The 24381-nt window shown below is 72.4% G+C and carries 13 protein-coding genes; 5 read left to right on the top strand and 8 right to left on the bottom strand.

Annotation, left to right across the window (positions count from 1 at the left end; all coding sequences use genetic code 11):
• Positions 1–28 precede the first annotated feature (28 nt).
• Complete coding sequence (locus tag N8J89_RS17720) at positions 29–5689, bottom strand: sialidase family protein (RefSeq protein ID WP_283665461.1); 5661 nt, start codon at positions 5687–5689, stop codon at positions 29–31.
• Between the two features lie 139 nt (positions 5690–5828).
• A complete protein-coding gene (locus tag N8J89_RS17715; protein ID WP_283665460.1) occupies positions 5829–7868 on the bottom strand; it encodes an NACHT domain-containing protein in 2040 nt (679 codons plus the stop codon).
• A 203-nt stretch (positions 7869–8071) separates the two neighbouring features.
• On the opposite strand from N8J89_RS17715, the gene N8J89_RS17710 reads away from it, so the two are divergent.
• Together N8J89_RS17710 and N8J89_RS17705 are read left to right on the top strand one after the other, a co-directional pair.
• Entirely contained in the window at positions 8072–9580 is a 1509-nt protein-coding gene (locus N8J89_RS17710) for a carboxylesterase/lipase family protein (protein WP_283665459.1), read from the top strand.
• A gap of 31 nt (positions 9581–9611) precedes the next feature.
• Positions 9612–9941, top strand: a complete 330-nt coding sequence (locus N8J89_RS17705) for a DUF6191 domain-containing protein (protein ID WP_283665458.1) — start codon at positions 9612–9614, stop codon at positions 9939–9941.
• Here the strand turns inward: N8J89_RS17705 and N8J89_RS17700 are convergent.
• The 3 genes from N8J89_RS17700 to N8J89_RS17690 are packed head-to-tail and all read right to left on the bottom strand — an operon-like array spanning position 9892 to position 14233.
• On the bottom strand, positions 9892–11592 hold the full coding sequence (locus N8J89_RS17700; protein WP_283665457.1) for an ABC transporter ATP-binding protein: 1701 nt from the start codon (positions 11590–11592) through the stop codon (positions 9892–9894). The genes N8J89_RS17705 and N8J89_RS17700 overlap by 50 nt on opposite strands.
• Positions 11589–13340 (bottom strand): ABC transporter ATP-binding protein, encoded by a 1752-nt coding sequence (locus N8J89_RS17695; protein ID WP_283665456.1) that lies wholly within the window; start codon positions 13338–13340, stop codon positions 11589–11591. The genes N8J89_RS17700 and N8J89_RS17695 overlap by 4 nt, the downstream gene beginning before the upstream one ends.
• Entirely contained in the window at positions 13337–14233 is an 897-nt protein-coding gene (locus N8J89_RS17690; protein WP_283665455.1) for an alpha/beta hydrolase, read from the bottom strand. Before N8J89_RS17690 ends, N8J89_RS17695 begins: the two co-directional genes overlap by 4 nt.
• Before the next feature lie 95 nt (positions 14234–14328).
• On the opposite strand from N8J89_RS17690, the gene N8J89_RS17685 reads away from it, so the two are divergent.
• Positions 14329–15363: a helix-turn-helix domain-containing protein gene (locus N8J89_RS17685; protein ID WP_283665454.1), complete on the top strand. Its 1035-nt coding sequence runs from the start codon at positions 14329–14331 to the stop codon at positions 15361–15363.
• Positions 15364–15564: 201 nt separating this feature from the next.
• On the opposite strand, the gene N8J89_RS17680 is transcribed toward N8J89_RS17685, so the two are convergent.
• Both N8J89_RS17680 and N8J89_RS17675 read right to left on the bottom strand, forming a co-directional pair.
• Positions 15565–16215 (bottom strand): SRPBCC family protein, encoded by a 651-nt coding sequence (locus N8J89_RS17680; protein WP_283665453.1) that lies wholly within the window; start codon positions 16213–16215, stop codon positions 15565–15567.
• A gap of 1 nt (position 16216) precedes the next feature.
• Positions 16217–16585 carry an ArsR/SmtB family transcription factor gene (locus N8J89_RS17675; RefSeq protein WP_283665452.1) on the bottom strand — a complete coding sequence of 123 codons (369 nt, stop codon included), beginning with the start codon at positions 16583–16585 and terminating at the stop codon, positions 16217–16219.
• A 283-nt stretch (positions 16586–16868) separates the two neighbouring features.
• On the opposite strand from N8J89_RS17675, the gene N8J89_RS17670 reads away from it, so the two are divergent.
• Both N8J89_RS17670 and lnt read left to right on the top strand, forming a co-directional pair.
• Complete coding sequence (locus N8J89_RS17670; protein WP_283665451.1) at positions 16869–18659, top strand: S8 family serine peptidase; 1791 nt, start codon at positions 16869–16871, stop codon at positions 18657–18659.
• Between the two features lie 157 nt (positions 18660–18816).
• Positions 18817–20370 carry an apolipoprotein N-acyltransferase gene (lnt, locus tag N8J89_RS17665; protein ID WP_283665450.1) on the top strand — a complete coding sequence of 518 codons (1554 nt, stop codon included), beginning with the start codon at positions 18817–18819 and terminating at the stop codon, positions 20368–20370.
• A 13-nt stretch (positions 20371–20383) separates the two neighbouring features.
• Here lnt and N8J89_RS17660 read toward each other — a convergent pair whose 3' ends face one another.
• A complete protein-coding gene (locus N8J89_RS17660) occupies positions 20384–24115 on the bottom strand; it encodes an nSTAND1 domain-containing NTPase (protein WP_283665449.1) in 3732 nt (1243 codons plus the stop codon).
• Positions 24116–24381: the final 266 nt, after the last annotated feature.

The following is a 24381-nucleotide window of genomic DNA, read 5'->3' as shown; positions in this document are numbered from 1 at the left end:
GTTGTCCCATCGCGGTTGTCCTTTCCGGCTAGCCCTGGAGTGCGGTCAGCTTCTGCTTGGCCGCGTCGAGTTTCGGCTGGTACTTGGCGTCGGCGGCGGTGAGCCGGGTGTAGATCTCCACCGCCTCCTTGGCCATCGCGACCGCCTCCGGCTTCTGGTCGTTGCCCAGCGCGTAGTCCGTGCCCGGGTACAGCAGCCAGCCGCCGAACCGGTCCGCGTGCAGCGCGCCCTTGTCCGCCACCTTGCGGGCCTCGGCCAGGCCTTCCCGCACCTTGGCCAGCGCGCCGGGCTTGTCGCCCTTGTCCCAGGTGCGGATGCCTTGCCAGAGCAGGGAGTCGGCCTCGTGCAGCTTGTAGTCGTGGTTGTCCGGGTGCTGCTGGCTCAGCTGGCCGAAGGTGGCGGCCGCTTCGCCGAGCAGCGCGATCGCTTCCTGGAGCTTGCCGGTCTCGGCGAGGTATCCGCTTGCCGGGTAACGGATCCAGTGGCCGAAGTTGGCGGCGTGGCGCGGGCTCTTGGTCACCAGGGTGCGGGCCAGGTCGACGCCTGCCATTGCCCGGTCGCGGCCCCGGTCCTTCTCGCCCATGTCCCAGACTCGGATGCCTTGCCAGACCAGGCCTTCCGCCTCGTCCAGCTGGTGGTTGGGGTTGCCCGGCTCCTGCTGGGCCAGCCTGCGACTGGTGGTGATGGCCTCCTCCAGCAGCGCGACGGCCTCGGTGAGCTTGCCGCTCTCGGCCAGGTATCCGCTTGCCGGGTAACGGATCCAGTAGGCGAAGGAGACGCCGAAGCGCGAACCCTTGGCAGCGATGGTGCGGGCCAGGTCGACCCCTGTCATCGTGCGCTCGCGGCCCTGGTCCTTCTCGCCCTTGTTCCAGTGCCGGATGCCTTGCCACACCAGGGCTTCGGCCTCGTGCAGCGCGTGTTCGGGCTGGTCCGGCTCCTGCTGCCGCAGCCGGCGTGAGGTGGCCACCGCCTCGCCGAGCAGCGCGATCGCCTGGTCCACCTTGCCGGTCTCGGCCAGGTAGTGGCTGGCCTGGTGCCGGATCCAGCTGGTGAAGTCGGTGGCGAAGCGCGGGCCCTTGGCCACCAGGGTGCGGGCCAGGTCGACGCCTGCCATCACCCGCTCCAGGCCCGTGTTCCGATCACCCTTGTCCCAGGTGCGGATGCCTTGCCACACCAGGGCTTCCGCCTGGTCGCGCTGGTGCTCGAACTTCTGCGGCTCCTGCTGGGCCAGCCCGCGGTGCAGGGTGACCGCCTCGCCCAGCAGCGAGATCGCCTCCTCCAGTTTGCCGGTCTCGGCCAGGAAGCCGCTGACCGGCTGCCGGATCCAGGCGCCCAGTGTCGCCGCGTAGGACGGCTGCTCCCTGACCAGCTCCCTGGCCAGCACCAGCGCTTCCCTGGCCTTGGCCACGGCCGCTTCCCGCTCGTTCCTGGCCCACAGCTGGTTGGCCTCGGTGATCAGCGCCTCGTGGTGCTGGTGCCGGGAGGCCGCGGACAGCTTGCTGATCGCCTCGGGCGCGGACCAGGTGATGCCGTCGGCGCTGGTGGAGACGTTGACCCGGTTGTGGTCGCTGGCATCCCGCCAGATCGCGGCGAGCTTGCCGCCCACCACCCCGAGCGAGGGCACCCCGACGGCGTGCGCGGCGGGGTGCAACGCCCTTGGCGCGGCCCAGGTTCCGCCGTTGGCGGTGTCGCTGACGGACAGGCCGTCGTTGGGCCCGTTGCGCCACACCGCGAAGGCCTTGCCGTTGTGCGCGGTCAGGCTCGGCCCGGACTGCGCCGCGCCGCCGGGCAGCACCTGCTGGTTGCTCCAGTCGATGCCGTTGCCGCTGGTCGCGAACCACAGCGCCTGGTCGTCGTTGGCGCCCCGCCAGAGCTGAACGAGGGTGTTGCCCAGCGTGGTCAGTCCGGGCGTGGCCGCGGTGCCGCCGTTGTTCTCGGTGAGCCGGGGCCGCTTCCAGTTCTTGCCGTCGTGGCTGGAGGTGACCCACTTGGCCTGGTCCCCGCCTGCCCCGCGGAAGACCAGGTGCAGCTTGTCGCCCTGCACGGACAGGCTGATGCCGCCGGCGCCGACGGTGGCCGGCATCAGCCGGGCCGGCGCGGTCCAGGTCCGGCCGTCGGTGCTGGTGGCCACGGCCAGGGTGCGCTCGTTGTTGCCGCCCTGCCAGGAGAACGGTCCACTGCGCCACACCGCGATCAGCCTGTTCTGGAAGGCGGCGATGGCCGGGGTGTCACCGGCGGTGTGCGGCCCGGAGACGGTGACCGGGGGCCACCACGTCTTACCGTCCGCGCTGCTGGCCACGAACACCTCGTCCTGCCTGCCCTGCCACACCATGTGGTGCTTGCCGCCCAGGGTGGCCCGCGCGGAGCCGCCCAGGCCGCCGAAGGTCTTGCCGATCTCCGCGGGCGGCACCGGGGTGGTCTCGCCGGGCGGGTCGAGGGGGAACTCCGGGTGGGTGGCCTTGACCTGGATCCGCAGGGCCCGCATCAGCGCGGTGGTGGTCTGCGGGTCCTGCGCGGCGGGGTTGCCGACCAGGTCGGTGGAGTAGTACTCGATCCGCTCGCCCAGACCGCCTCTGCGCAGCCCGGCGACGGTGACCAGGCAGCGGGCCACCGGGTCCTGGGTGACGACCTCGGCGGGGGCCGCCGTGCAGCCGGGCAGCTCGGCCTGGCTGAACACCTTCTGCTCGTGCAACGGGTCCCTGCGCTCGGCCAGGTTCTGCGCCGCCTTGCCGAACAGCTCGGCCAGCGGCCCGGCCTCGTTCCTGATCTTGCGGATGTTCAGCGAGGACGGGATCGCCGTGGTGCCGTAGATCAGCTCCCGGAAGCGCTCGTCGCTCTGCAACGCGGTCGGGAAGCCGATCTCCAGGTAGGCGCGCAGCAGCCGCAGGTTCGCGTCGGCCTGTCCGGCCTCGGCCAGCTTCGGGGTCGCGCCCTTGACGTCGTTGGCGACCAGCCCGTAGTAGGCGGCCCGCCGCTGGGCCAGGGTCTTGTCGATCAGCGGGTGGGTGGTGCCGGTGGACAGGTCCGACATGTTCCCGTCGGCCTCGTACCGGGGCGGCAGCGGCACCATCTTCTCGGTGATCGCCGGGGTCATCAGGCAGTGCTCCTCATCCCGCGGTTCGTCGTCGACGACGTTGGAGCCGGGGAACTCGCACCGCTGCCAACTGCCCAGCCCGCTCTGACCGGCCAGGGTCCGCTCGAAGTCCTCACCGGGGACCCGGCCCCTGACGTCGAAGGAGACGCTGAGCTGGACGTGCTTCTTGAACCCCTTGCTGACGAACCTGGTGCAGCCCACCGGCGGGTCCGGTGACCACTTGCACGGGATGATCACCGTGCGGCCGAGGTCGTAGGGCTCGTAGTCGACCTTGTTGATCCGGACCTCGCTCCAGCAGGTCCGCAGCTCGATGCCGGGGTAGAGCTGTTTGAGCAGCCGCACCGGGGCGGGCAGCCGGTCGCTCTTGGCGAGCGCGGGCATCGCCGGGATGGGCGGTTCGGCGGTCGGCACGCACTTGGGCACGTTGACGTCGTCCCGCTTCATGAACCCGTCGACCTTCTGGTTCCGGTCGCCCCACAGGTTGTACGGCCGGCCCGGCTCCTGCACCGCGGGGTCGGCCTCGTACCGCTTGAGGCCGTTGGCCAGCCCGGTCATGATCTCGGCGTTCGCCTGCTGCAGACCGGTCAGCAGGCTGTTGGTCGCCACCCAGGGCCCGGTGGGTGGCTTGAACCGGGGCTGGTTGAACCGCCGGGCGGCCGCGACCACGTCCTCCCCCGCGGTGAGCAGGTCCTGCACCCGCGCCACGGTCTTCTTGCCGTCCTTGTCCACCAGCGGTTCCTGCGCGGACAGGGCGGGGTTCTGGCTCATCAGGGTGGCGTAGGCGCGGCTGGCCGCGGCGAGCAGGTCGGCGTTCGGGGTGCCGCCGGCGGGGTTGCCCTGCCCGTACTGCGAGCCGAAGTTGTCCACCGCCCACTTGGTCAGGTAGTTCACCGAGGAGGTCGAGTTGTTCGTGGTGAGGATGTCATCGGGCGGGACGTTGAGCGCCTCCCGCATGAACACCTTGCTCCTGGCCAGGATGTCCCCGGCGTTGGCGAAGCCCTCCGCGGCCGCCTTGTAGTTGTCGCCCGCGGCGTCGTAGGAGGGGATCGGGCGGCCTTCCCGCGCGGCGTAGTCGACGTACTTCTTGACGGTCTCCTTGAACGGCAGGGCCGCCGAGTCCTGGAGGGCGCCCAGCAACTGCTGGTGGCCGCTCTGGAAGCTGGTGGCGATGCCCAGCAGGGCCGAGTGCAGGTCCTTGATCTGCTGGGTCAGCTGGAAGTTGGACTGCGCGATGGCCAGCAGCACCTGGTCGAACTTCAGCAGCATGTCGCCGTAGATCTGGTTGAGCGTGGCGTCGATGCGGTCCAGCCGGGCGTTGACGTCCTTGTGGAACTGCACCAGGAACGCCTTGATCTGCTTGAAGCTCTCCCGCATCTCGGTGTGCATGTTCTGGATGGCCTGCAGCTCGGCGCTGGGCCCGCCGCCGCTGCCGAGCAGGGCGACCAGGGTGGTGACCAGGCCGACCGCGGCGCCGATGACGGTGCCGATCGCGGGCACCACCGAGCCGAGCGCGGCGCCGGTGGCGATCGCGGCGCCCAGCGCGGCCACCGCGTTGATCATCGGCGCCACGTGCTTGCCGAGCTGGTAGAGCGTGTCGGCGAACTTGACCAGGTCCTTGGCGTAGCGGGGACTGAGCACCTTGGCCACGGTCGCCACGGCGGTGAGGCCGCCCTTGACCGCGTCCAGGTACTTGTCGAACTGCTTGGCGTCCTCCTCGTACTGCTTGAGCTTGTCCTCGGTCGGCCGCTTGACCTCCCCGGTGTGCGGGTCGACGTGCTCCTTGACCCAGGCCAGCGCCTTGCCCAGCGGCGTCTCCGGCGAGTTGGGGTCGCCGAGCACCTTGATCAGCGGCGCGATCTGCTTGTTCAGCGCCGCCATGCCCGGGGTGAAGCCCTCCCGGAACGCCGCCTGGATGGCCTCGACGTCGATGACCTTCTTGATCTGCGGCAGCTGCTTGAGCGAGTCCAGCGAGGCGGCCGGGTCCACCGCGGCGGTCTCGGCGACGGTGGCCTTGCCGAGGCGGCTGGTCCAGGCGCTGTTGAGGATGGCGTCCCGGTTCGCGGCCTGGCGCAGCGCGGTCCAGATGGTGGGCGCGATCTCGATCGAGGAGGCGGTGAGCTGGGTCAGCACCCCGCGCAGCTCCTCCGGCGCGGTGGTCGCCTTGAGGTCGCGGGTGGTCAGCGCGCCGAGCAGGACCTTGAGCTGGGTGCCGCCCTTGTCCACCTCGGGAATGGCGTAGAGCGCCTCCACCCCCCGGCCCAGGCTGTCCGGCACCAGGTCCCGCCCGCTGGCCGGGGCCAGGGCCAGTCCCACCACCTTCTCCACATCGGCGGCGTGCCGGTCCAGCGCCTCGGCGGAGGCGGCCGGGTTCTTGGCCCGCCAGTCCACCAGCTCGGCGCTGAGCAGCAGGTTGCGGTCGTGGGTGCGGCCGTTGTCCTTGAGCTGGACGGCGGCGCTGAACAAGGCGTTCGACAGCTGCTCAGGGGTGATCCCCGGTTCGGCCGCGACCGCGTTCGGCGCGGCCAGGCCACTGGCCAGCAACGCCACCGCCACTGCCGGCGTGACCAGACGCCGGGCGAACCTGGTCAGGTTCATCAACGTTCCTCCGGGGAAGAGTGGGGCTCCAATGCCGGGAGCGGCCCTGGCTGGAGCTTGCCCAGGAGGAAGGTTGTGCGGCCAGGTCAGAGGCGTATCCCGTTGCCGGCGGGAAACCGGGATACGGCCGCTGAGCAGCTCAGACCCAGTTGACCCACCGGCGTTCGGCGAGGTGGACCTGGAGCAGGGCGTGCCGGAACTCGTAGAACGGCCCGGCCCGGCGCAGCACGCCCCGCTGGTGCGCGTCGTGCAGGAAGTCGAGCAGGTCCCGTGGCAGCAGCCCGTCTGCGGCCATCAGCCACCGGGTCAGCGCGAAGGTGGCGGAGGCGAAACGCAGCCGCAGGCTCAGGCAGAGGTAGACCACCAGCAGCCCGCCCAGTCCCACGATCGAGTGTGCGGTGCCGAGCAGGCCCGCCACCGCCAGCAGCGCGCCGACCAGGCCGAACCACGCTTGTTCCGGCAGGTGGCTGCGCGCGTACCTGCGGTCGGCGCGCACCAGTTCCCCCGGCTCGCGGTCGAAGTCCAGCGGCTGCTCCCGCAGGTTGTGGCCGTAGCTGACCACCCACACCGTGGCACCGGCCCCGAGCACGGCGAGCAGTCCGAGCACCCAGGCGCCGGCGGGCAGGGGCACGGTGATGAACTCCGGCAGACCGACGAACGTCACCAACGCCACCAGCACGGCGACATTCGAGGCCGGGAACAGGGCGGACCGGCGGGCAGACCGGACTCCCTCGTCGCTGACCGGTCTGGGGGTCTCCGGCGGCCAGCGGAAGGAGATCAGCAGACCGAGCGCGAGCCCGGCCGCGGCGCCGGGCAGCCAAGCCAGACGCAGGTCCAGCCAGTGCTCTGCCGCCCCGCCCACGGCCAGGCCGAGCAGGCCACCGAGCGGGATCCCGGGGTGCAGCAACCGGAGCAGCCAGCTCCGGAACCGGGGCAGCGCGTAGTGCAGCTCCCACCACGCAATGCCGTTGATCTCCCAGTGGCCCAGGTAGCAGGCCAGGACGGTCAGCCACTCCACCACGTCCGCGACCGGATAGCGGGGGTCGCGTTCGGGGTAGAGGGACGGGACGAAGGCCTCCAGCAGATGTCGTTGCACCGCCTCGCGGTCCGGCAGCGCGAGCAGCTCCGCCGGTTCGGTGCCGGGCTCGGCGTAGACGGTGCGCGCCAGCGACACCATCAGCGGGGTGGACAGCGCCAGCGCCAGCTCGCCGCCGGGTTCCGCGCGGATCCGGTCCAGCACCGGCTGCCAGCGCGGCCGGGCGTCCGTGCTGACATCCAGGAAGGTGCGCACGTCCTCCGCGGTGACCGGGGCCAGCTCCACCACCGCGGCGTTGGCCAGTGGCGAGCGGGTGCGGGTGAGCAGGTCCAGGTACTCCCGGGTGCGGCAGGTGAGGATGAGGGGTTTGCCGCCGTCCACCGCCTCGTCGATGGCGGCCAGCGCGTCCTGCTGGTGCCACCCGGGCAGCTCGTCGAAACCGTCCAGCACCGGCAGCACCCGCCCGGAAGCCAGGAACCGCAGGCATTCCGCGCGCCCGCCCAGCCCAGCGTGCTCGCGGTCCAGCTGCCGGGCCAGCCAGTCGTGCAACGCCTCCCCCGGGTGCCACGGCGCCAGGTTCACCAGGAACGGCACCGGATCCGCGGGCTCCCGGTCGGCGAGCAGGTCCAGTACGAGCAGCATCGCCATGGTGGACTTGCCGCCGCCCGGCTCGCCCAGCACGACCAGCTGCCGGTTGGGCAGTTTCCGGTACTTGGCCGCCACATCCGCCACATCGCCGGAGAGGTTGAGCCTGCTCGGCGTGCTGGGCACCGCGGCCGCGCCCAGCACCGCGGCCGGGGAGGCGTTGACCGGGTGGCCGGTGGCCGACCAGCGCACCCGGATCGGCGCGGGCCGCCGCACCGCGCGCACGGCGGCCTCGGCCGCCCACTGCCGCCGGAGGTCCTCGGCGAGGTCGGCCAGCGCCGCTTCCCGGTCCGCCGGGGTGATCTTCTTGCGCTGCCGCCGCATGCCGACATAACTGGGTACCAGCGCGGCCAGTGCGGTCAGCAGGCTGGCAATCGCGGTGAGCTTCTGCGCCTCGGGCCCGCCGAAGAGCATCCCACCGGCGATCAGCCCGGCCGCGACCAGCAGGCCGCCACCGGCCAGCCACCACCACCCGGACCGAGAGTGACCCCCGGACATGCCTGGCCCTCCGCTGTCGGCAAATCCGGCCCAGGATAGGGGAAGGCCACCGGCGGCCGGCGCGGGCCGCGTGCGCGATGGGGCCGGGAATCCCGCCCGCGCGGACGTCGGAAGGGGCAACCAGCCCGTAATTGGTTGGCGCGCCGGAGGAAGCGGTGGGAATGATCCGCCACGACGTCCTGCCGTGGCGAGAGGAAGTGGCGATGACCGAGGTCCGCACGACGGCGGGGCTGGTGCGCGGGGCCGGGGAGGCGGGACTGGCGGTGTTCCGCGGGATCCCGTTCGCCGAGCCGCCGGTGGGCGCGCTGCGCTTCGCCGCGCCACAACCCGTGCGGGACTGGGACGGGGTGCGCGAGGCCGTGTCCTACGGTCCGCCGCCGCCACAGCCCGGGGTGTTCGGCATGGACGCGCTGGCCGGGGAGACGCCGGGCGAGGACTGGCTGACGGTCAACGTGTTCACCCCCGACATTGGCGCGGATCTGCCGGTCATGGTGTGGATCCAGGGCGGCGCCTACACCATCGGCATGGCCAGCCTGCCGGAGTTCGACGGCACCCGGCTCGCGCGAGAGGGCGGCGTGGTGGTGGTGACGTTCAACTACCGCGTGGGCTTCGAGGGTTTCGGCCAGATCGAGGGCGCGCCGGGCAACCGGGGTCTGCTCGACCAGCTGGCCGCGCTGGAATGGGTGCGCGACAACATCCGGGCATTCGGCGGAAACCCTGACCAGGTAACGATTTTCGGCCAGTCCGCCGGTGGCGGTTCGGTCGCGGCGCTGCTGGCGATGCCCCGGGGGCGCGGGCTGTTCCGGCGGGCGATCGCGCAGAGCGTGCCGGGCACCTTCTTCAGCCCCGGGCTGGCCACGGACATCGCCGCGGTCTGCGCCGCCGAGCTGGGGCTGCGGCCCACCGTCGCCGATCTGTCCACTGTGGACCCAGCTGGCCTGGCCCCGGTCGGGGACACCGTCATCGCCAAGATCGGCCAGTGGGCGGACCGCTGGGGCCAGGCCGCGCACAAGCTGATCCCGTTCGCGCCCGTGGTCGACGGCGATCTGCTGCCGGTCACCCCGTGGCAGGCGCTGGCCGAGGGCGCGGGCCGGGACGTCGAGCTCATCGCCGGTCACGTCCGCCACGAGGACCGCCTGCTCGCCCTGGTGCACGGCCTGCTCGGCCAGGTCACCGAGGAGCAGGCCGCCACCGCGCTGACGCACTTCGCCCCCGGCCCCGACGGCCCGGCCCGCTACCGGGAGAGCTATCCGGCGGCCGGTCCGGACGAGCTGTACGACCTGGTCAACTCCGACTGGCTGTTCCGGATGCCCTCCCTGCGCCTGGCACACGCCCAGACCGTCGGCGGCGGCCGGGCCCACCTCTACGAGCTGACCTGGCCCGCCCCCGGCATGGACGGCCTGCTCGGCGCCTGCCACGGCCTGGACGTGCCGCTGGTCTTCGGCACCCTGGAGCAAGGGCAGCCCGCGATGCTGCTCGGCGGCGAGCTGTCCGAGGCCGAACCACTCTCGGCCCGGATGCGCGCCGCGTGGACCAACTTCGCCACCCACGGCGACCCCGGCTGGCCCGCCTACGACCCGGAACAGCGCCTGACCCAGGTCTTCGACGCCGAGCCCACCGTCACCGCCTACCCGGAGGAGGTGTCCCGGTTGATCTGGCAGCACCACACCTTCGCCCCGCTGCCCCTGCTCGCCGGGGAACCCGGGCGCTGACGGCGGCGTTGAACCAGCCGTGGAGAACGCGATGCTGTGGACGGTGCCCGGCTTCGTGCTGCTGATGGTCGCGGTCGGGGTGTACGAGCTGCTGCGCCACCGCCGCGACCGCCGCCGCGGCACCCCGCTGACCGGCACCTACGTCAACGAGCTGACCGCCACCTTCTACGGCACCAAGCGCACCGAGCTGGAGCACCGCCAGTCCATGTCGATGATGGCCGAGGACCAGGCCCAGGGCGCACCACCGCCCCTGGGTGTGGACCTGGACCGGGGGACGGTGGCGCTGGACAAACCGGGCCGAGCGAGTCCGGTCAGGCCGGGGAGAGCGCCCAGAACTCGGCGTAGCGGCCGCGCAGGCTGAGCAACTCCTGGTGGCTGCCCGACTCCACGATCCGGCCGCCGTCCAGGAACACCACCCGGTCGGCACTGCGGACCGTGCTCAGCCGGTGCGCCACCAGGACCACTGTGCGGCCCGCCATCAGCCGCTGGATGCCCTCGTGCACGGCCGCCTCGTTCACCGGGTCCAGGGCCGAGGTCACCTCGTCCAGCAGCACGACGGGCGCGTCCTTGAGCAGGGCCCTGGCGATGGAGACGCGCTGGCGTTCGCCGCCGGACAGGCGCGCGCCGCCCTCGCCGACCTGGGTCGACCAGCCGTTCGGCAGGCGGTCGGCCACCTCGTCCAGGCGGGCCGCGGTCGCCGCCGCGCGGACTTCGGCCTCGGTAGCTTCGGGGCGGCCGAGGCGGATGTTGTCCTCGATGGTGCCGTCGAAGAGGTAGACGTCCTGGAAGACGATGGCGATCCGGGACATCAGCGCCTCGGGGGCGATCTCGCGCACGTCCGCGCCGCCCAGGCGGACCGTGCCCGTGTCGACGTCGTAGAAGCGGGCGAGCAGGCGCAGCAGTGTGGTCTTGCCCGCGCCCGACGGACCGACCACGGCGAGGCGCTGGCCCGCGGGCACGGTCAGCGACAGGTCGTCGATGACCTTGCGGTGGTCGTGGTGGAAGGTGACGGCGTCGAGCTCCAGGCCGTGGTGGGCGGGCTCGACCGGCGCGGCGGCCTGGGGCAGGGGTTCGGTGTGCAGCACGGTGTCCAGCCTGGTCAGGTCGACCTGGGCGGCGCGGAGCTGGCCGCTCAGGTCGGTCAGGGTGAGCAGCGGGTCGGCGCAGCGGGCGGCCAGCACCAGGGCCGCCAGCACCTCGGCCACCCCGGCCTGCCCGCCCAGGGCGAGGTGCGCGCCCAGGGCCAGCAGCGCGGTGAACACCGCCTGCACGGTGACGGTCAGGCCCACCACACCGGGCAGCACGGACAGCACGGCGCGGCGGGAGGAGCGGTGCAGCTCGTGCAGCGAGTCGTCGAGCAGCCGGAAGCGTTCGGTGGTGCGGCCACCGGCCCGCAGCACCGGCTGGGCCTGGAGGTACTCGATGACGCGCGCGGCGGCCTCGTCGCCGAGCCTGGTCCGCTCGGCGTCGGTGCGGGCCATCGACCGGCCGGTCCAGACCTGCGTGGCGGCCACCACCGGCGCGGCGAGCAGCGCGGCCAGGCCCAGCTGCCAGTTGTAGGCCAGCAGCACGACCACGATGGTCAGCGGGGTCACGCTGGCGGAGATGAACGGCCCCAGCAGGTGCGCCGGAATTCCCATGGCCTGCAACACACCCTGACTGGCCAGCACCGACACCTCGCCGACCCGGCCCGCGGTGAACCAGCCCAGCGGCAGCCGGGCCAGGTGGTCGCCGAGGCGGCGGTACATCCCGCGCAGCAACGAGATCCCGACCCGGAACCCGGCCAGATCGGCCAGGTAGCGCAGCACCGCGTACCCGGCGACCGCCGCGCCGAAGGCGAGCAGCCACGGCCAGGCGGAACCGGGGTCGTCACTGAACAGCGCGCGCAGCACCGGCACCAGCAGCGCGTAGGACAGGCCCTCGGCGACCGCGGTGGCCGTCATCAGCGCCACCGTTCGGCGCAGCGGCCGGGCGTGCTGCTCGCCCAGCACGCGCAACATCGTGCGGATCATCGGCGTTCTCCCGTCGCGGCGTGGTGGGATCGCCAGAACTCGGCGAACTTTCCGTGCTGTGCCAACAGCTCCGCCGGACTGCCCTGTTCGGCGATCACACCGTTGTCCAGCACCACCACGGTGTCGGCGTCGGCCACGGTCTCCAGGCGGTGCGCGATCACCAGCAGCGTCCTGTCACTGGCCATTGTGGACAGTGCATGGCGCACCGCCTGTTCGGTGCGCGGGTCGGCGAAGGCGGTGGCCTCGTCCAGCACCAGCACCGGCGCGTCCGCGAGCAGCGCGCGGGCCAGCGCGATCCGCTGCGCCTCACCGCCGGAGAGTCCGGCGTCCTCGCCGATCACCGACTCGTAGCCGCGGGGCAGCTCCAGGATCCGGTCGTGCACGTTGGCCAGCCGGGCGGCCTGCTCCACCTCGGCGCGGCTGGCGCTGGGCACCGCCAGCGCGATGTTGTCGGCCACCGAGGCGCGCAGCAGCCGGACGTCTTGGAAGACAAAGGAAACCAGGCTGCGCAACCGCTGACTGCCGAGGTCGCGCAGGTCGACGCCGCCGATCAGGACCGCGCCGTGGTCCGGGTCGAAGAACCGGGGCAGCAGCTGCACCAGGGTGGACTTGCCGCTGCCCGAGGGCCCGACGATCGCGGTGACCGTGCCGGGTTCGAGCACCAGGTCGATCCCGCGCAGCACCTCGTGCCCGGCCTCGTAGCCGAACCGCACGCCCCGCAGTTCCACCTGATGTCCTTGCGGGACAACGGGGTGCTCCGGTTCCGGCAGCGGCGGCACCGCGAGCACGTCGCGGATGCGGCCGAGGGCGCGCCGGGCGGTCTGCACCGGGTCCAGGCCGTGCCCGACCGCGGCCAGCGGCGCGGTCAAACCCAGTCCCAGCAACAGGAACGGCAGCAGGTCGGCCGGCGCCAGCGAGCCGCCGGTGATCAGCGCCGTGCCGCCGATGAGGATCACCAGCAGCACGAACGGCGGGGAGAGCGCGAGCTGGAGTCCGGCGGCGATCCGGGAGGCCCCGCGCACCCAGCGGCGCAGGACCTCGGCGAAGTCCTCCGCCGCGGCGCGGAACTCGTGGTGCGCGCGCTCGCCGCCGCCGAAGGTCTTGACCACCGCGATGCCCTGCACGAAGTCCACTGCGGCGCTGGAGATCCGGGCCATCGCCGCGTCCCGCGCCACCTCCGCGCGCCGCAGGGACGGGGCCGACAGCAGCGGGACCAACGCCATCGCCAGCCCCAGCGGGATCAACGTGATCAGGGTGAGCCGCCAGTCCACGGTGCACAGGTAGACCAGCGACACCAGCGGCACCACGAACGCCGAGACCAGCTCGCCCGGCACGTGCGCGATCAGCGGGTGCATCGCGCTCACGTCCTGCTCCACCACCGTGGCCAGCTCACCGCTGCGACGCCGGGCGAACCAGCTGATCGGCACCCGCCCCAGGTGCGCGGCCAGCCGCCGCCGGAACGCCAGCTGCACCCGCCCGTCCAGCAGGTGCCCGACCCCGGAGGAGGCGGCGGTGCCCAGCAGCCGGATGAGCATCCCGGCCGCGCCCAGCAGCACCACCAGCCAGACGTGCCCGTGGTCGACCGGACCCGGCGAGAGCAGCACCCGGCCCAGCTCGGCCACCGCCAGCAGTGGCGCGAGCCCCGCGACCGCGCCGATCAGCTGTGCCAGCAGGACAAATACGAACCCGCCCAGGTACGGGCGCAGCAAGGCGGCCACGCCAGGGGTCGTCTCCGGCACCGCGCTCATCCGGCCAGCGCCCGGCGCAGCGCCCCGGCCAGCTCGGCGTTCTGCCGCTGCGAGATCTCCGCGGAGATCAGCGCGTGCGAGCCGTGGAAGGTGCCGGACCACTGGTGCAGCTCGACCGGCACGTTGGCCTGCAACAGGCGCAGCGCGTAGGCGATGTCCTCATCCCGGTTCGGGCACAGCTCGGCGGTGGCGATGTAGGCCGGTGGCAGCCCGGTCAGGTCCGCGGCCCGCGCCGGGGCGGCATACGGCGAGGCAGGCGCGCCGCCCAGGTAGTGCGCCCAGGCCGCGGTGCTCTTGGCCCGGTTCCACCAGGGCGTGTCGGTGAAGGTGCGGGCCGACCAGCTCTCCTGCCGGTCGTCCAGCGCGGGCTGGTTGAGCAGCTGGAAGCACACCGTCAGCCGCTGTTCCTCGCGTGCCCGCAGCGCCACCGCGGCCGCGATGCCGCCACCGGCGCTGTGCCCGCCGACCGCGATCCGGCCGGGGTCGATGCCCAGCCGGTCCGCGTTCTGCGCCGCCCAGTCCAGCACGGCGTAGGCGTCGTCGAAGGCGGCCGGGAACGGGTGTTCCGGGGCCAGCCGGTAGCCGACCGAGATCACCGTCTCGCCGGAGCTGTCCGCGAGCCGGGCGGCCCACGGGTGCTCGGTGTGCACGTCCCCCATGACAAAACCGCCGCCGTGCAGCCAGACCACCGCGCCGCGGGCGTGCGGCGGCCGGTAGACCCGCACCGGCACCGGCGGATCCGCGGGCACCAGGTGGTCCTCGACTGCCAGGTCCGAGGTGTCCGGCGGTGGCACCGAGGCGATCACCCCGGCCAGCTTCGCCCGCGCCGCGACCGGATCGGACAGGTCGGACACCGGGAACATGGGCAGGAACGCTTCGAGTTCGGGATCCATGCCGATCATGCTGCCCGGCTCCGCCATCAAGATCGTCCGCCGGGCGTCGCGCATTCGGCCACCCGCACGCACCGATCGTCGCTATCCTCCGGCGCATGGAGGCACTGGCCCAGCGACTGTCGCACCTGGACTCAGAGGCTGGCGGCGCGCTGCGGGTGGTGATGTACTTCGACACCCTGATCCGCCGGCGGGTCGACCTGCCCGCGCTGGCCAGGGCCTCGGCCGCACTGGCCGAGTGCGTGGCCGGGATCCGCCTGCACGGCACCGGCCGGGTGATCAGGGTCGGCCCGGACGGCCGCCCGGCCCCCACACCGCCCGCACCTGCCTCCACCAGCACGCCGATCACCCTGGACGAGGAGGAAATCGGCACGGTCTGGCTGGAACGCCCTGCCCCGCCCGGCCCCCTGGACGAGCTGCTGCTGGACCGCCTGGCCCTCGGCGCGGCCGCGGTGCTGGAACGCTACGGCCCGGCCAGCACCACCATGGCCGACCCGGCCCTGATCGAACTGGTGATCAGCCCCGACACCGACGACGCGGCCCGGACCCGGGCCCTGCGCCTGCTCGGCTTCCCCGCCGACCTGCCGCTGCGCGCCATCGCGGTCCGCTCGCCCCGCCCGCTGGACCGGATCGGCGGCCTGATCTGCCCCGCGCACCCGGTCAAGGCCGCGCCACTGGCCGAGGCCGGCGTCATCCTGGCCCCCACCGTGGACCCGGCCCGCTTCCCGGCCGGCACCCGCGCGGGCATCGGCGCCGCCGACCGCCCCGACCGGTCCTGGCGGCAGGCCCGCACCGCGCTGCGCTTCACCACCGCCCGCCAGCCCGTGGTGCACCACGACGACCTGGGCGCGCTGGCCCTGCTCGCGCACATCCCCCAGGAAGCCTTGCGGGACAACACAGATGTCGCCGCGATCGACCGCCTGGCCACCACCGGCGACGACCTGGACACCCTGGACGCCTACTGCGCCACCGGTTCCGTCCGCCAGGCCGCCGACACGCTGCACCTGCACCACAGCAGCGTCGCCCGCAGGCTCACCCAGATCGGCAAGACGCTGGGCATCGAGGTGACCGAGCAGGCCGGACTGACCAGGGCCCGGCTCGCGCTCACCGCCTGGCGGCTGCGGGAAGGCTGACGCCGGTCCGCTCGGCCACACTGGGCCCATGGACACCGGGGACCGGTCCTGGTTCACCGAGCAGGAACGGCAGCACGTCATCCGGCTGCTGGAGCACGCGGTCCAGACCGGCGCGTAGCCACTTCGGCGCCTGCTCGGGGTCTGCTACGAGCTGTAGCACCTTCTCGCGAGGCAGGCCGATCTCGATCGAGGTGGTCTACTTCATTGGGTGTCCCTTTCGGGGACGTAGAACGCGGTGGTGGCCTCGACCGCGGCTGCGACCTGATCGGGATCGCCGCCGGCGGCCAGGTGAGCCTCGCCCCATGCCGCAGCGCTGCGCCGAGCGAACTCGCGCCCCTCGGGCAAGGTCCGGAACTTCTCGTGGTCGAGGGTCTCGCCGTCGGCCAGGAACCGGGCCAGGGTGAGGAGATGCAGGTCCCAGCCCACACCGCCGGCACCGGGGCCGTAGGTCGGGAACATGGGCTCCCCGACGGCTGCCGCATGGACCAGTTCGAGCTCGGTGTCCCCGGCAGGGCCCGGGGACAGGCGTACCTCGACCTCGCTCGTGCCCGGCCACTCGTCGGCGTCCGGTCCGAAGAGCCAGGACACCCGCAGCAGACGCGGCGGCTCGCACCGGAGGATCTCCCCGTGCTCACCGCCGTCCAGCTCGAACGACCCGCCGAGCCGCAGGTCCCCGGTGACCGACTTCAACCAGCGGCCCAGCCGCTCGGGGTCGGTGATGGCGTTCCACACGTCGTCGACTGGCGCGTCGTAGCGACGCCGCAATTCCATCGTGTAAGCCTCGCCGGCGGGCAGGGTCGCTGTACCCATCGTCCGGCGCGCAGCGGCAAGTTCGTCCAGTACGTCCTTCATGTCATGTTCCTTTCTCTGGCGGATCGGCCTTGCCAACACCTGAGGTCCGGGATGCACGCCTGCCGCGGGCCAGCTCAGTTCCCAGGGCATCGAGCCGCTGATCCCAGAACCCGCGAAACCGGTCCAACCACACATCAACCTCGCTCAGCGGCGAGGGGTCGATGGCGTAGAACCGGCGAGCCCCCGCAGCCCGAACCGACGCGAATCCGTTCTCACGCAGAACGCGCAGATGCTGGGAAACAGCCGGCTGGGACAGTGCGAACTCAGCCCGGATCACGTCCGTGATCGCCCCAGAGGTCTGCTCACCCTCGGCGAGTAGCTCCAGAATGCGCCGACGCACCGGGTCACCGAGGATGTCGAACGCGTGCACGACCAAAATCATACCAGGTACGGCTTATATAAGCCAAGACTGACACTCTGGCTCTCCGGTGTCGACGCCCTGGCCATGGCCACGGTGCGGATCGTGGTGCCGCGTGAGATGTTCGTCGACACCGACAACCTGCCCAGGAGCGCGTACCGGGTGTTCGACCTGACCCGCCCCGAGCCCCGGCAATAAATCCGTACCGCTACGGATGGGTCCTCGGATTGTTCCCCCGCGACCCCCTCACCATGATCAGTGCATCCGTTTCCCTGCTACGAAAACGGAGCACGGCATGCGAACACTCGGAAGCCTCCTGCTCGCCACCGCCCTGGTGCTGACCGGCCACGCGGCCCAGGCCGAGCCACGGGGCGTGGTGCTCAACGCGGGTGCGCCGGACTCGATCCCCGGCCAGTACATCGTCGGCCTGCACGGCGCGACCTCGCTGGCCGCCGAGGCCGCGGCCTCGGTCCAGGCGGAGTCCGCGGAGCTCGCCCAGCGCTACGGCGGCCAGCTTGGCTACGCCTACTCCGCGGCGCTGCGCGGGTTCTCGGTGAAGATGTCCGCGGCCCAGGCCCAGCGGCTGGCCGCGGATCCCCGGGTGGAGTTCGTGCAGCAGTCGCTGTGGGTGCGCTCGGCCACGGTCAGGGCGCCCGCCGGGGAGCAGCCGAACGCCCCGTGGGGGCTGGACCAGGTCGACGGGGCCAACGACGGCACCTACAAATATCCAAACGTGGGCACCGGCGTCACCGTCTACAACACCGACACCGAGCTGAACACCGACCACGTCTCCTTCGAGGGCAGGGCCAAGTCCGGCTACGACTTCATCGACAACGACAACAACGTCAACGACTGCAAGGGCCAGTTCGACCAGGGCCACGGCACGCACACCGGCGGCACCTCCAGCAGCGAGGCCTACGGCGTGGCCAAGGACGTGACCATCGTCGGGGTCAAGGTGCTGGGCTGTGACGGCAACGGCCCGGACGCCGCCTCGATCAAGGGCATCGACTGGGTCACCCAGAACGCGAAGAAGCCCGCGGTGGTCAACGCCAGCTGGACCTCCGGCGGCGCGGGCGCGGACCCCGAGGGCATCAACCGGGCGATGAAGAACTCCATCGCGGCCGGCATCACCTGGGTCGCGGCCGCGGGCAACGAGAACCAGGACGCCTGCAACGTCAGCCCGGCCAAGGTGCCCGAGGTGATCACCGTGGCGGCCACCCAGGACGAGCAGAACAACGAGGCCGGCTACTCCAACCACGGCACCTGCGTGGACATCTACGCGCCCGGCTCCAACATCAACTCCGCCAGCAACTCCAGCAACACCGGCAGCAAGGGCATGCAGGGCACCTCGATGGCCGCCCCGCACGTCACCGGCGCGGCCGCGCTGTACCTGGCCGGCAACCCCGGGGCCAGCCCGCAGCAGGTCAGGGACGCGCTGGTGAACAACGCCCAGTCCGGCGTGGTGCGCAACCCCGGCCCCGGCTCGCCGAACAAGTTCCTCGACGTCAGCAAGCTGGGCGGCGGCAGCGAGCCCGGCAAGCCCACCGCTGACTTCACCGGCGACTGCGCCAGCTCGCTGACCTGCTCCTTCGACGCCTCCGCCTCCAAGCCCGGCACCGGCGGCAGCTCGATCGCCAGCTACAAGTGGGACTTCGGCGACAGCAACACCGGTGACGGCGTCAAGCCCTCGCACACCTACGGCAAGGACGGCGAGTACCGGGTCACCCTGACCGTCACCGACGACAAGGGCGCCACCTCCGCCCCGGTCACCAAGGCCGTCCGCGCCGGCAAGCCCCCGGCCGGTCAGCCGCCCGCGGCCTCCTTCACCGTCTCCTGCCAGCGCAACCGCTGCTCGGTGGACGGCTCCGGCAGCACCGACCCCGACAACGACATCAGCGGCTACGCCTGGGAGTTCGGCGACGGCAAGACCGGCACCGGCGTCACCGCGGCCAACGACTACCCGGCCAAGCAGGCCAACTACACGATCAAGCTGACCGTCACCGACAAGACCGGCAACAGCAACTCGGCCACCAAACAGGTGCAGTGCTGGAGCTTCGGCGCCAACCAGGCGTTCTGCTTCGCCTGACCCAGAACTCCTCCGGGCAGGGGGAGAGCGGCCCGTGCGTCCAACCACGCACGGGCCGCTTGCCGTGCCGGGAACGGCCCCGGTGTGCCCGCCCCGGCTCCGGCGTGCTGAGATCGTCACCGGAGCTCCGAGGAGGAGGTGGCCGGTGGTTGCCGGGTTGAGACGCACGAGGTCGGCCTCCCCTGGCACGCCCGCACCCGCCCGCGACCACCGCGCCTGGCTGCTGCGGGTACCGGCCGCGATCCTCGCCGGGGTGCTGCTCTACCTCAGCTTCCCGCCCTACCGGAGCTGGTGGCTGGCGCCGGTCGCGCTGGCCGTGCTCGGCCTGGTCCTGCACGAGCGCCGCAAACGGGCCGCCGCCGGCTACGGCATGGTCTTCGCCAGCACCTTCTTCCTGCTGCACCTGTTCTGGCTGCAGGACTTCCTCGGCCGCGAGTTCGGCCCCTGGCCCTGGCTGGGCCTGAGCCTGCTGATGGCGCTCTACATCGCCGCGGTCACCACGCTGTTCCCGCTGGTCACGGGCCTGCCCGGCGGGCCGGTGTGGCTGGCCGCGCTGATCGTGCTCTCCGAAGCCCTGCGTGGCCGGGTGCCCTACGGCGGCTTCCCCTGGGCCAAGCTCGGCTTCGGCCAGGTCGAAGGGCCGCTGCTGGGCCTGGCCACGGTCGGCGGCGTGCCCCTGGTGACCTTCGCGGTCGCGCTGACCGGCTTCGGCCTGGCCGCGCTGGTCCTGCGCGTTCGCACCCGGCTCTCCGTCCGCGGCTGGCTGGCCACCGCCGCGCCGGTGGTGCTGCCGGTGGTCGCCGCGCTGGCCGCCTGGCCGCTGGTCGGGGTCGAGGCGCAGCAGGGCACCCGCACGGTCGCCCTGGTCCAGGGCAACGCCCCCGACGCCGGGATCGGCCTGCTCAGCGAGCTGCCCACGATCCGCCGCAACCACCTGGAAGCCAGCCGGATCCTGGCCGAGAACATCCGCACCCGCGCCACCCCCAAACCCGACCTGGTGGTCTGGCCGGAGTCCACCACCCGCATCAACGGCCCCGACCCGGTCCTGGACGCCGCCGTGGCCGACCTCGGCGTGCCCACCCTGATCGGCGGCCTGTACCGCACCCCGGCCGGCCAGGAGAACGCGGTGGTCAGCTGGGACCCGGCCACCGGCCAGGGCCCCCGCTACACCAAGCAGCAGCTGGTCCCGTTCTCCGAGTTCATCCCGCTGCGCGACCTGGCCCGCCTGATCACCCCCTTCGTCGACGTCCCCGACCTGGTCGCCGGCACCCGCACCGGCCCGCTCACCGTCGCGGGCGCCCCGCTGGGCGTGGCCATCTGCTACGAGGTCGCCTACGACTACGTCCTGCGCGAGAACGTCGACCAGGGCGCCCAGCTGCTCATCGTGCCCACCAACAACGCCTGGTTCGGCCGCGGCGACATGACCTACCAGCAGCTGGCCATGGCCCGCCTGCGCGCGGTGGAACACGGCCGCGCGGTGGTGGTCGCGGCCACCAGCGGCGTCAGCGCCATGGTCCGGCCGGACGGCACGGTGACCCAGTCGCTGGAGATGTACACCGCGGGCTCGCTGACCGAGACGCTGCCGCTGCGCAGCTCGGTCACGGTGGCCGACCGGCTGGGGCCGTGGACGGAGATCGTGCTGATCGCGCTGGGCCTGCTGGCGGTCGCGGCGGGGATCCGCCGGTCGGTGCGCACCCCGGCCGCGGCCTGACCGCGCACCTCGGTCACTCCGGGCAGGGCGGCCGGAACTCCAGTCCCGGCAGGTACTTCTCCCACTCCTGCTCGGTGATCCGCGGATACGCCATCGCGCAGATCCGCGCCGCCGACCGCTCCACGTCGATGTCCCAGATCCGCAGTGTCCGGTCGCTGCCCACGCTGCCGATCCGGCTGCCGTCCGGGCTGAACCGGATCTGCTGGATCGTCTCGCTGTGGCCGCGCAGCGCCGCGTACTCCCTCGGCGCGCGCGGGTCGGCCAGGTCGAACAGCCGGACGGCCCGCTCGTTACCGGCCACCGCCAGGGTCCGGCCGTCGGGGCTGAAGGTGACGGACTGGACGGTGGTCTTGGGGTCGCCGACCTCGGCCAGCGCCTCTTCGCCTGCCGGGTCGGTGATGTCCCACAGGCGGACCTTGCGGTCGCCGCCCAGGGTGACCAGTTTGGTGCTGTCCGGGCTGAAGGCGACCCGGTAGGCGCCGCCGGGGTGCTCGCGCAGGGCGTTGACCTCCTTGGGCGCGCCGCGGTCGGTGAGGTCCCACAGGCGGACCACGCCGTCCATCCCGGCCGAGGCCAGCAGCTTGCCGTCCGGGCTGAACCGCACCTCCAGCACGTCGACCCCGTGCTCGACCAGCATCAGCGGCCTGCCGGGCTTGGCCGGGTCGCGGATGTCCCACAGGCCGACCCGGTTGTCCCAGCTGCCGGTGGCCAGCAGGGTGCCGTCGGGGTGCACGTCCACCGAGCCGACCGCGTTCTCGTGCCCGGCCAGGGTGGAGATCTCCTTGGGCTGCGCGGGATCGGCCAGGTCCCAGATCTTGACCACGCGGTCCAGGCCGCCGGTGAACAGGTGCCTGCCGTCCTTGCTCACCGTCACCGTCTCCAGCGGCCCCTGGTGCCGGTCCAGCCGGGCCACCGGCTCCACCAGGCCGTCGCCGGTGACCTGCCACAGGTTGACCATGCGGTCCCGGCCGCCGGTGACCACCGTCTTGCCGTCCGGGGTGAAGTCCAGCGTGGTCACCGCGTCCTCGTGCTGGGGCAGGCCCTGGCGGCGCAGGTCGGCCAGCTGCACGGTGTGGTCGTCGCTGCTGGTGGCCAGGGTGATGCCGTCGGGGCTGAACGAGGCGCGCCAGGTCGCGTCGGTGTGCCCGCGCAGCACGGCCAGCTCGCGCACCTGCCGGGGGTCGGTGATGTCCCACAGCCGGGTCGAGGAGTCCGCGCTGCTGGTGGCCAGCGCCCGGCCGCCGGGGGCGAAGGCCACCGCGTGCACCGAGTCCAGGTGACCGGCCACAGTGGACAGTTCTACCGGGCGGTCCGGGTCGCGCACGTCCCACAGCTTGATCAGCCGGTCACTGCCGGTGGTCACCAGCAGGTTGCCGTCCGCGCTGAACAGCGCGTCCTGCGCGCCGTCGGCGTGCCTGCCGGGGAAGGGCAGCTCGCGCGGGCGGCGCGGATCGCGCACGTCCCACAGCTTGACCACGCCGTCCCAGCCCGCGGTGGCCAGCAGCGGCCGGGCCGGGCTGAAGTCCAGCCCGTGCACCAGGTCGGCGTGCGCCTCGATCGCGCTGAGCTGCTGCGGCTGCTCGGGGTTGGCGATGTCCCACAGCCGCAACGTCTTGTCCACCGAGACGCTGGCCAGCACCCGGCCGTCGGCGTTGAAGGAGACGTCCTGGATGTTGCCGCCGTGCCCGGCGATCAGGGCCAGCGAACGCGGGCGGCGCGGATCGGTGAGGTCCCACAGCCGGATGTTGCGGTCCAGGCCCGCGGTGGCCAGCATCCTGCCGTCGGCGCTGAACTCCGCGTTGTGCAGCCCGAAGAGATGACCCTCCATTGTGGACAGAAGCTGGGGCCGGTTCCGGTCCCGCACGTCCCACACCCGCACCACCTTGTCATCGGCGGCGCCCGCGGTGACCAGGATCGGCTCGGTGGGGTGGAACAGGGTGGCCGAGGTGGCCCTGCTGTGCGCGGTGATGCTGGTGCTGAAGGCCTCCGCGGAGGTGCCGCGCACGCTGTCGGCGGCATCCCGCGAGCCGTCGGTGCGGTAGGCGGCCAGCCGCAGCTGCCAGGACAGTGACGGGTTGCTGGCCCGGATCGCCTCGGCCTGCACCACCGCCTTCTGCGCCAGCGCGGCGGTGCGCTGCGCGGTGGCCTCCTGCTGGGCCCACACCGCGTACCCGGTGGCCGCGCCCGCCAGCAGCAGCAACGTGGTCAGCAGCGCCACCAGCTGCCGAAGCCGCCGGTCCCGCTGCCGCCTGCTGCGCACCTCCTTCTGCTCGGCGGCGGTGCTGGCGGCCAGGAAGTCGGCCTCCCGGTGGTTGAGCAACCGGTCCCGGCCGCGCTGGGCCCAGTCGGTGGCCAGGGTGAGCTGCGCGCCGCGGTAGAGCGCGCCGGGGTCGCGGTCCAGCCGCTCCCACTCCTCGGCGGCCTCGCCGAGCCTGCGCGCGGTGCGCAGGCCGTCCCGGTCCTCGGTCAGCCATTCCCGCAGCCTGGGCCAGCAGCGGATGATCGCCTCGTGCGCGAGGTCCGCGCTGTCCTGGTTGAGGGTGAGCAACCTGGCCTGCGCCAGGCGTTCCAGCACCACGGTCAGGTCGTCCTCGCCGGTGTCCAGCTCGGCGCGGGAGACCCGGCGCTTGGTGTCCTCGGTGCCCTCGCCGAGCTCGATCAGCCGCAGGAACACCTGCCGGGCCAGGTCCTGCTGGGCCTCGGTGAGGCTGTTGTAGACGGTCTCCGCGGTCTGCCCGATCGCGCCCTCGATCCCGCCGCTGGCCTCGTAACCGGCCAGGGTGAGGGTGTTGCCGCGGCGCCGCCGCCAGGTCTCCACCAGCGCGTGCGAGAGCAGCGGCAGCACCCCTGGCTGCCCGGCCGCCTCGCTGACCAGCCGGGCCACCAGCGCCGTCTCCACCGCGCAGCCCGCGCCGACCGCGGGCCGGGTGATCGCCTGCCGCAGCTCCTCCGCGGTCATCGGCGTGGCCAGGATCTGCCCGTCCTGCAAGGCTTCGGCCAGCTCCGGGTAGCGGGCGCAGTGCGCGTAGAAGTCCGCGCGCAGCCCGAGCACCACCTTGACCCGGCCGCCGGTGGTGGCCGCGGCCGAGGTGAGCGCGGTGACGAAGCGCTGCCGCTCGGCCGGGTCGTGGCAGCGGGTGAACAGCTCCTCGAACTGGTCCACCACCAGCACCAGCTCGCCCTCGGCCGGGCGCGCGCCGTCGAGCAGGAAGGCGACCTCGTCCATCGGATGCGGTCCAGGGGTGAGCAGCACGCCCTCGGCCAGCCTGGGCAGCACCCCTGCCCGCAGCAGCGAGGACTTGCCGGAACCCGAGGCCCCGACCACCACCACCAGGGGCCGCGCCGCGAGCAGGTCCAGCACCTGGTCGATCAGCACCTGCCTGCCGAAGAAGCGGTCCGCCTCCCCCGGCCCGAAGGCGGTGAGCCCGACGTAGGGCGAGTCCTGGGCCTCCGGCTCCAGCCCGGCCAGCGCGCCGAGGTCGATCTCCTTGGCCAGCTCCCGCCAGCGCTGCTCCCACTCCTCCTCACGGCCGCCACAGGCGCGGACGTAGGCGAGGGTCACCGCCAGGCTGGGCAGCCGGCGGCCGCGCGCGGCCTCGGAGAGCGTGCTCACCGAGTAGTGCACCACGCGGGCGAGGTCCCGGTAGGAGGGGTTCCCCGCCTTCTCCCGCAACCGCCGCAGCTCGTAGGCGAAGCGCTGCAACTCTCCGGCGTCCGGATCCACTGGCAGCTCTGGCCGCGGCACTACCGTCCTTCCTGTGACCGTCCCGTCGTGACGAGTTAGTGTACGGCAGGACCGGACCGGAAATCGCGGTCAGTGCCGGAGGCTTTTTGGTACCCCTGCTATCGACCGGCAACGATAGCCGGTGGGCAATTGTGGCGACACCCGCATCCAGAACTTGGATGTGAGCGAAACGACAGCCGCGGGTGGGTCTACCAGGCGCGACGAGCCATCCGACAATCGGACGACCGCGAGGCGGCGAACGCTCGCAGCCCGTTCCGTCGAATTCG

This window comes from Crossiella sp. CA-258035, assembly GCF_030064675.1.
In the GTDB taxonomy this organism is placed as follows: Bacteria; Actinomycetota; Actinomycetes; order Mycobacteriales; family Pseudonocardiaceae; genus Crossiella.
Note: the sequence above shows the minus strand (reverse complement) of the source record. Positions and strands in the feature narration are given on the sequence as shown.

What these genes read in the sequence shown, in the direction of transcription:
- N8J89_RS17685 (WP_283665454.1), top strand. Translation starts at nt 14,329, where the DNA reads ATGGAGGCACTGGCCCAGCGACTGTCGCACCTGGACTCAGAGGCTGGC.
- N8J89_RS17680 (WP_283665453.1), bottom strand. Translation starts at nt 16,215, where the DNA reads ATGAAGGACGTACTGGACGAACTTGCCGCTGCGCGCCGGACGATGGGT.
- N8J89_RS17715 (WP_283665460.1), bottom strand. Translation starts at nt 7,868, where the DNA reads ATGTCCGGGGGTCACTCTCGGTCCGGGTGGTGGTGGCTGGCCGGTGGC.
- N8J89_RS17695 (WP_283665456.1), bottom strand. Translation starts at nt 13,340, where the DNA reads ATGAGCGCGGTGCCGGAGACGACCCCTGGCGTGGCCGCCTTGCTGCGC.
- N8J89_RS17710 (WP_283665459.1), top strand. Translation starts at nt 8,072, where the DNA reads ATGACCGAGGTCCGCACGACGGCGGGGCTGGTGCGCGGGGCCGGGGAG.
- N8J89_RS17720 (WP_283665461.1), bottom strand. Translation starts at nt 5,689, where the DNA reads ATGAACCTGACCAGGTTCGCCCGGCGTCTGGTCACGCCGGCAGTGGCG.
- N8J89_RS17705 (WP_283665458.1), top strand. Translation starts at nt 9,612, where the DNA reads ATGCTGTGGACGGTGCCCGGCTTCGTGCTGCTGATGGTCGCGGTCGGG.
- N8J89_RS17700 (WP_283665457.1), bottom strand. Translation starts at nt 11,592, where the DNA reads ATGATCCGCACGATGTTGCGCGTGCTGGGCGAGCAGCACGCCCGGCCG.
- N8J89_RS17670 (WP_283665451.1), top strand. Translation starts at nt 16,869, where the DNA reads ATGCGAACACTCGGAAGCCTCCTGCTCGCCACCGCCCTGGTGCTGACC.
- N8J89_RS17690 (WP_283665455.1), bottom strand. Translation starts at nt 14,233, where the DNA reads ATGGATCCCGAACTCGAAGCGTTCCTGCCCATGTTCCCGGTGTCCGAC.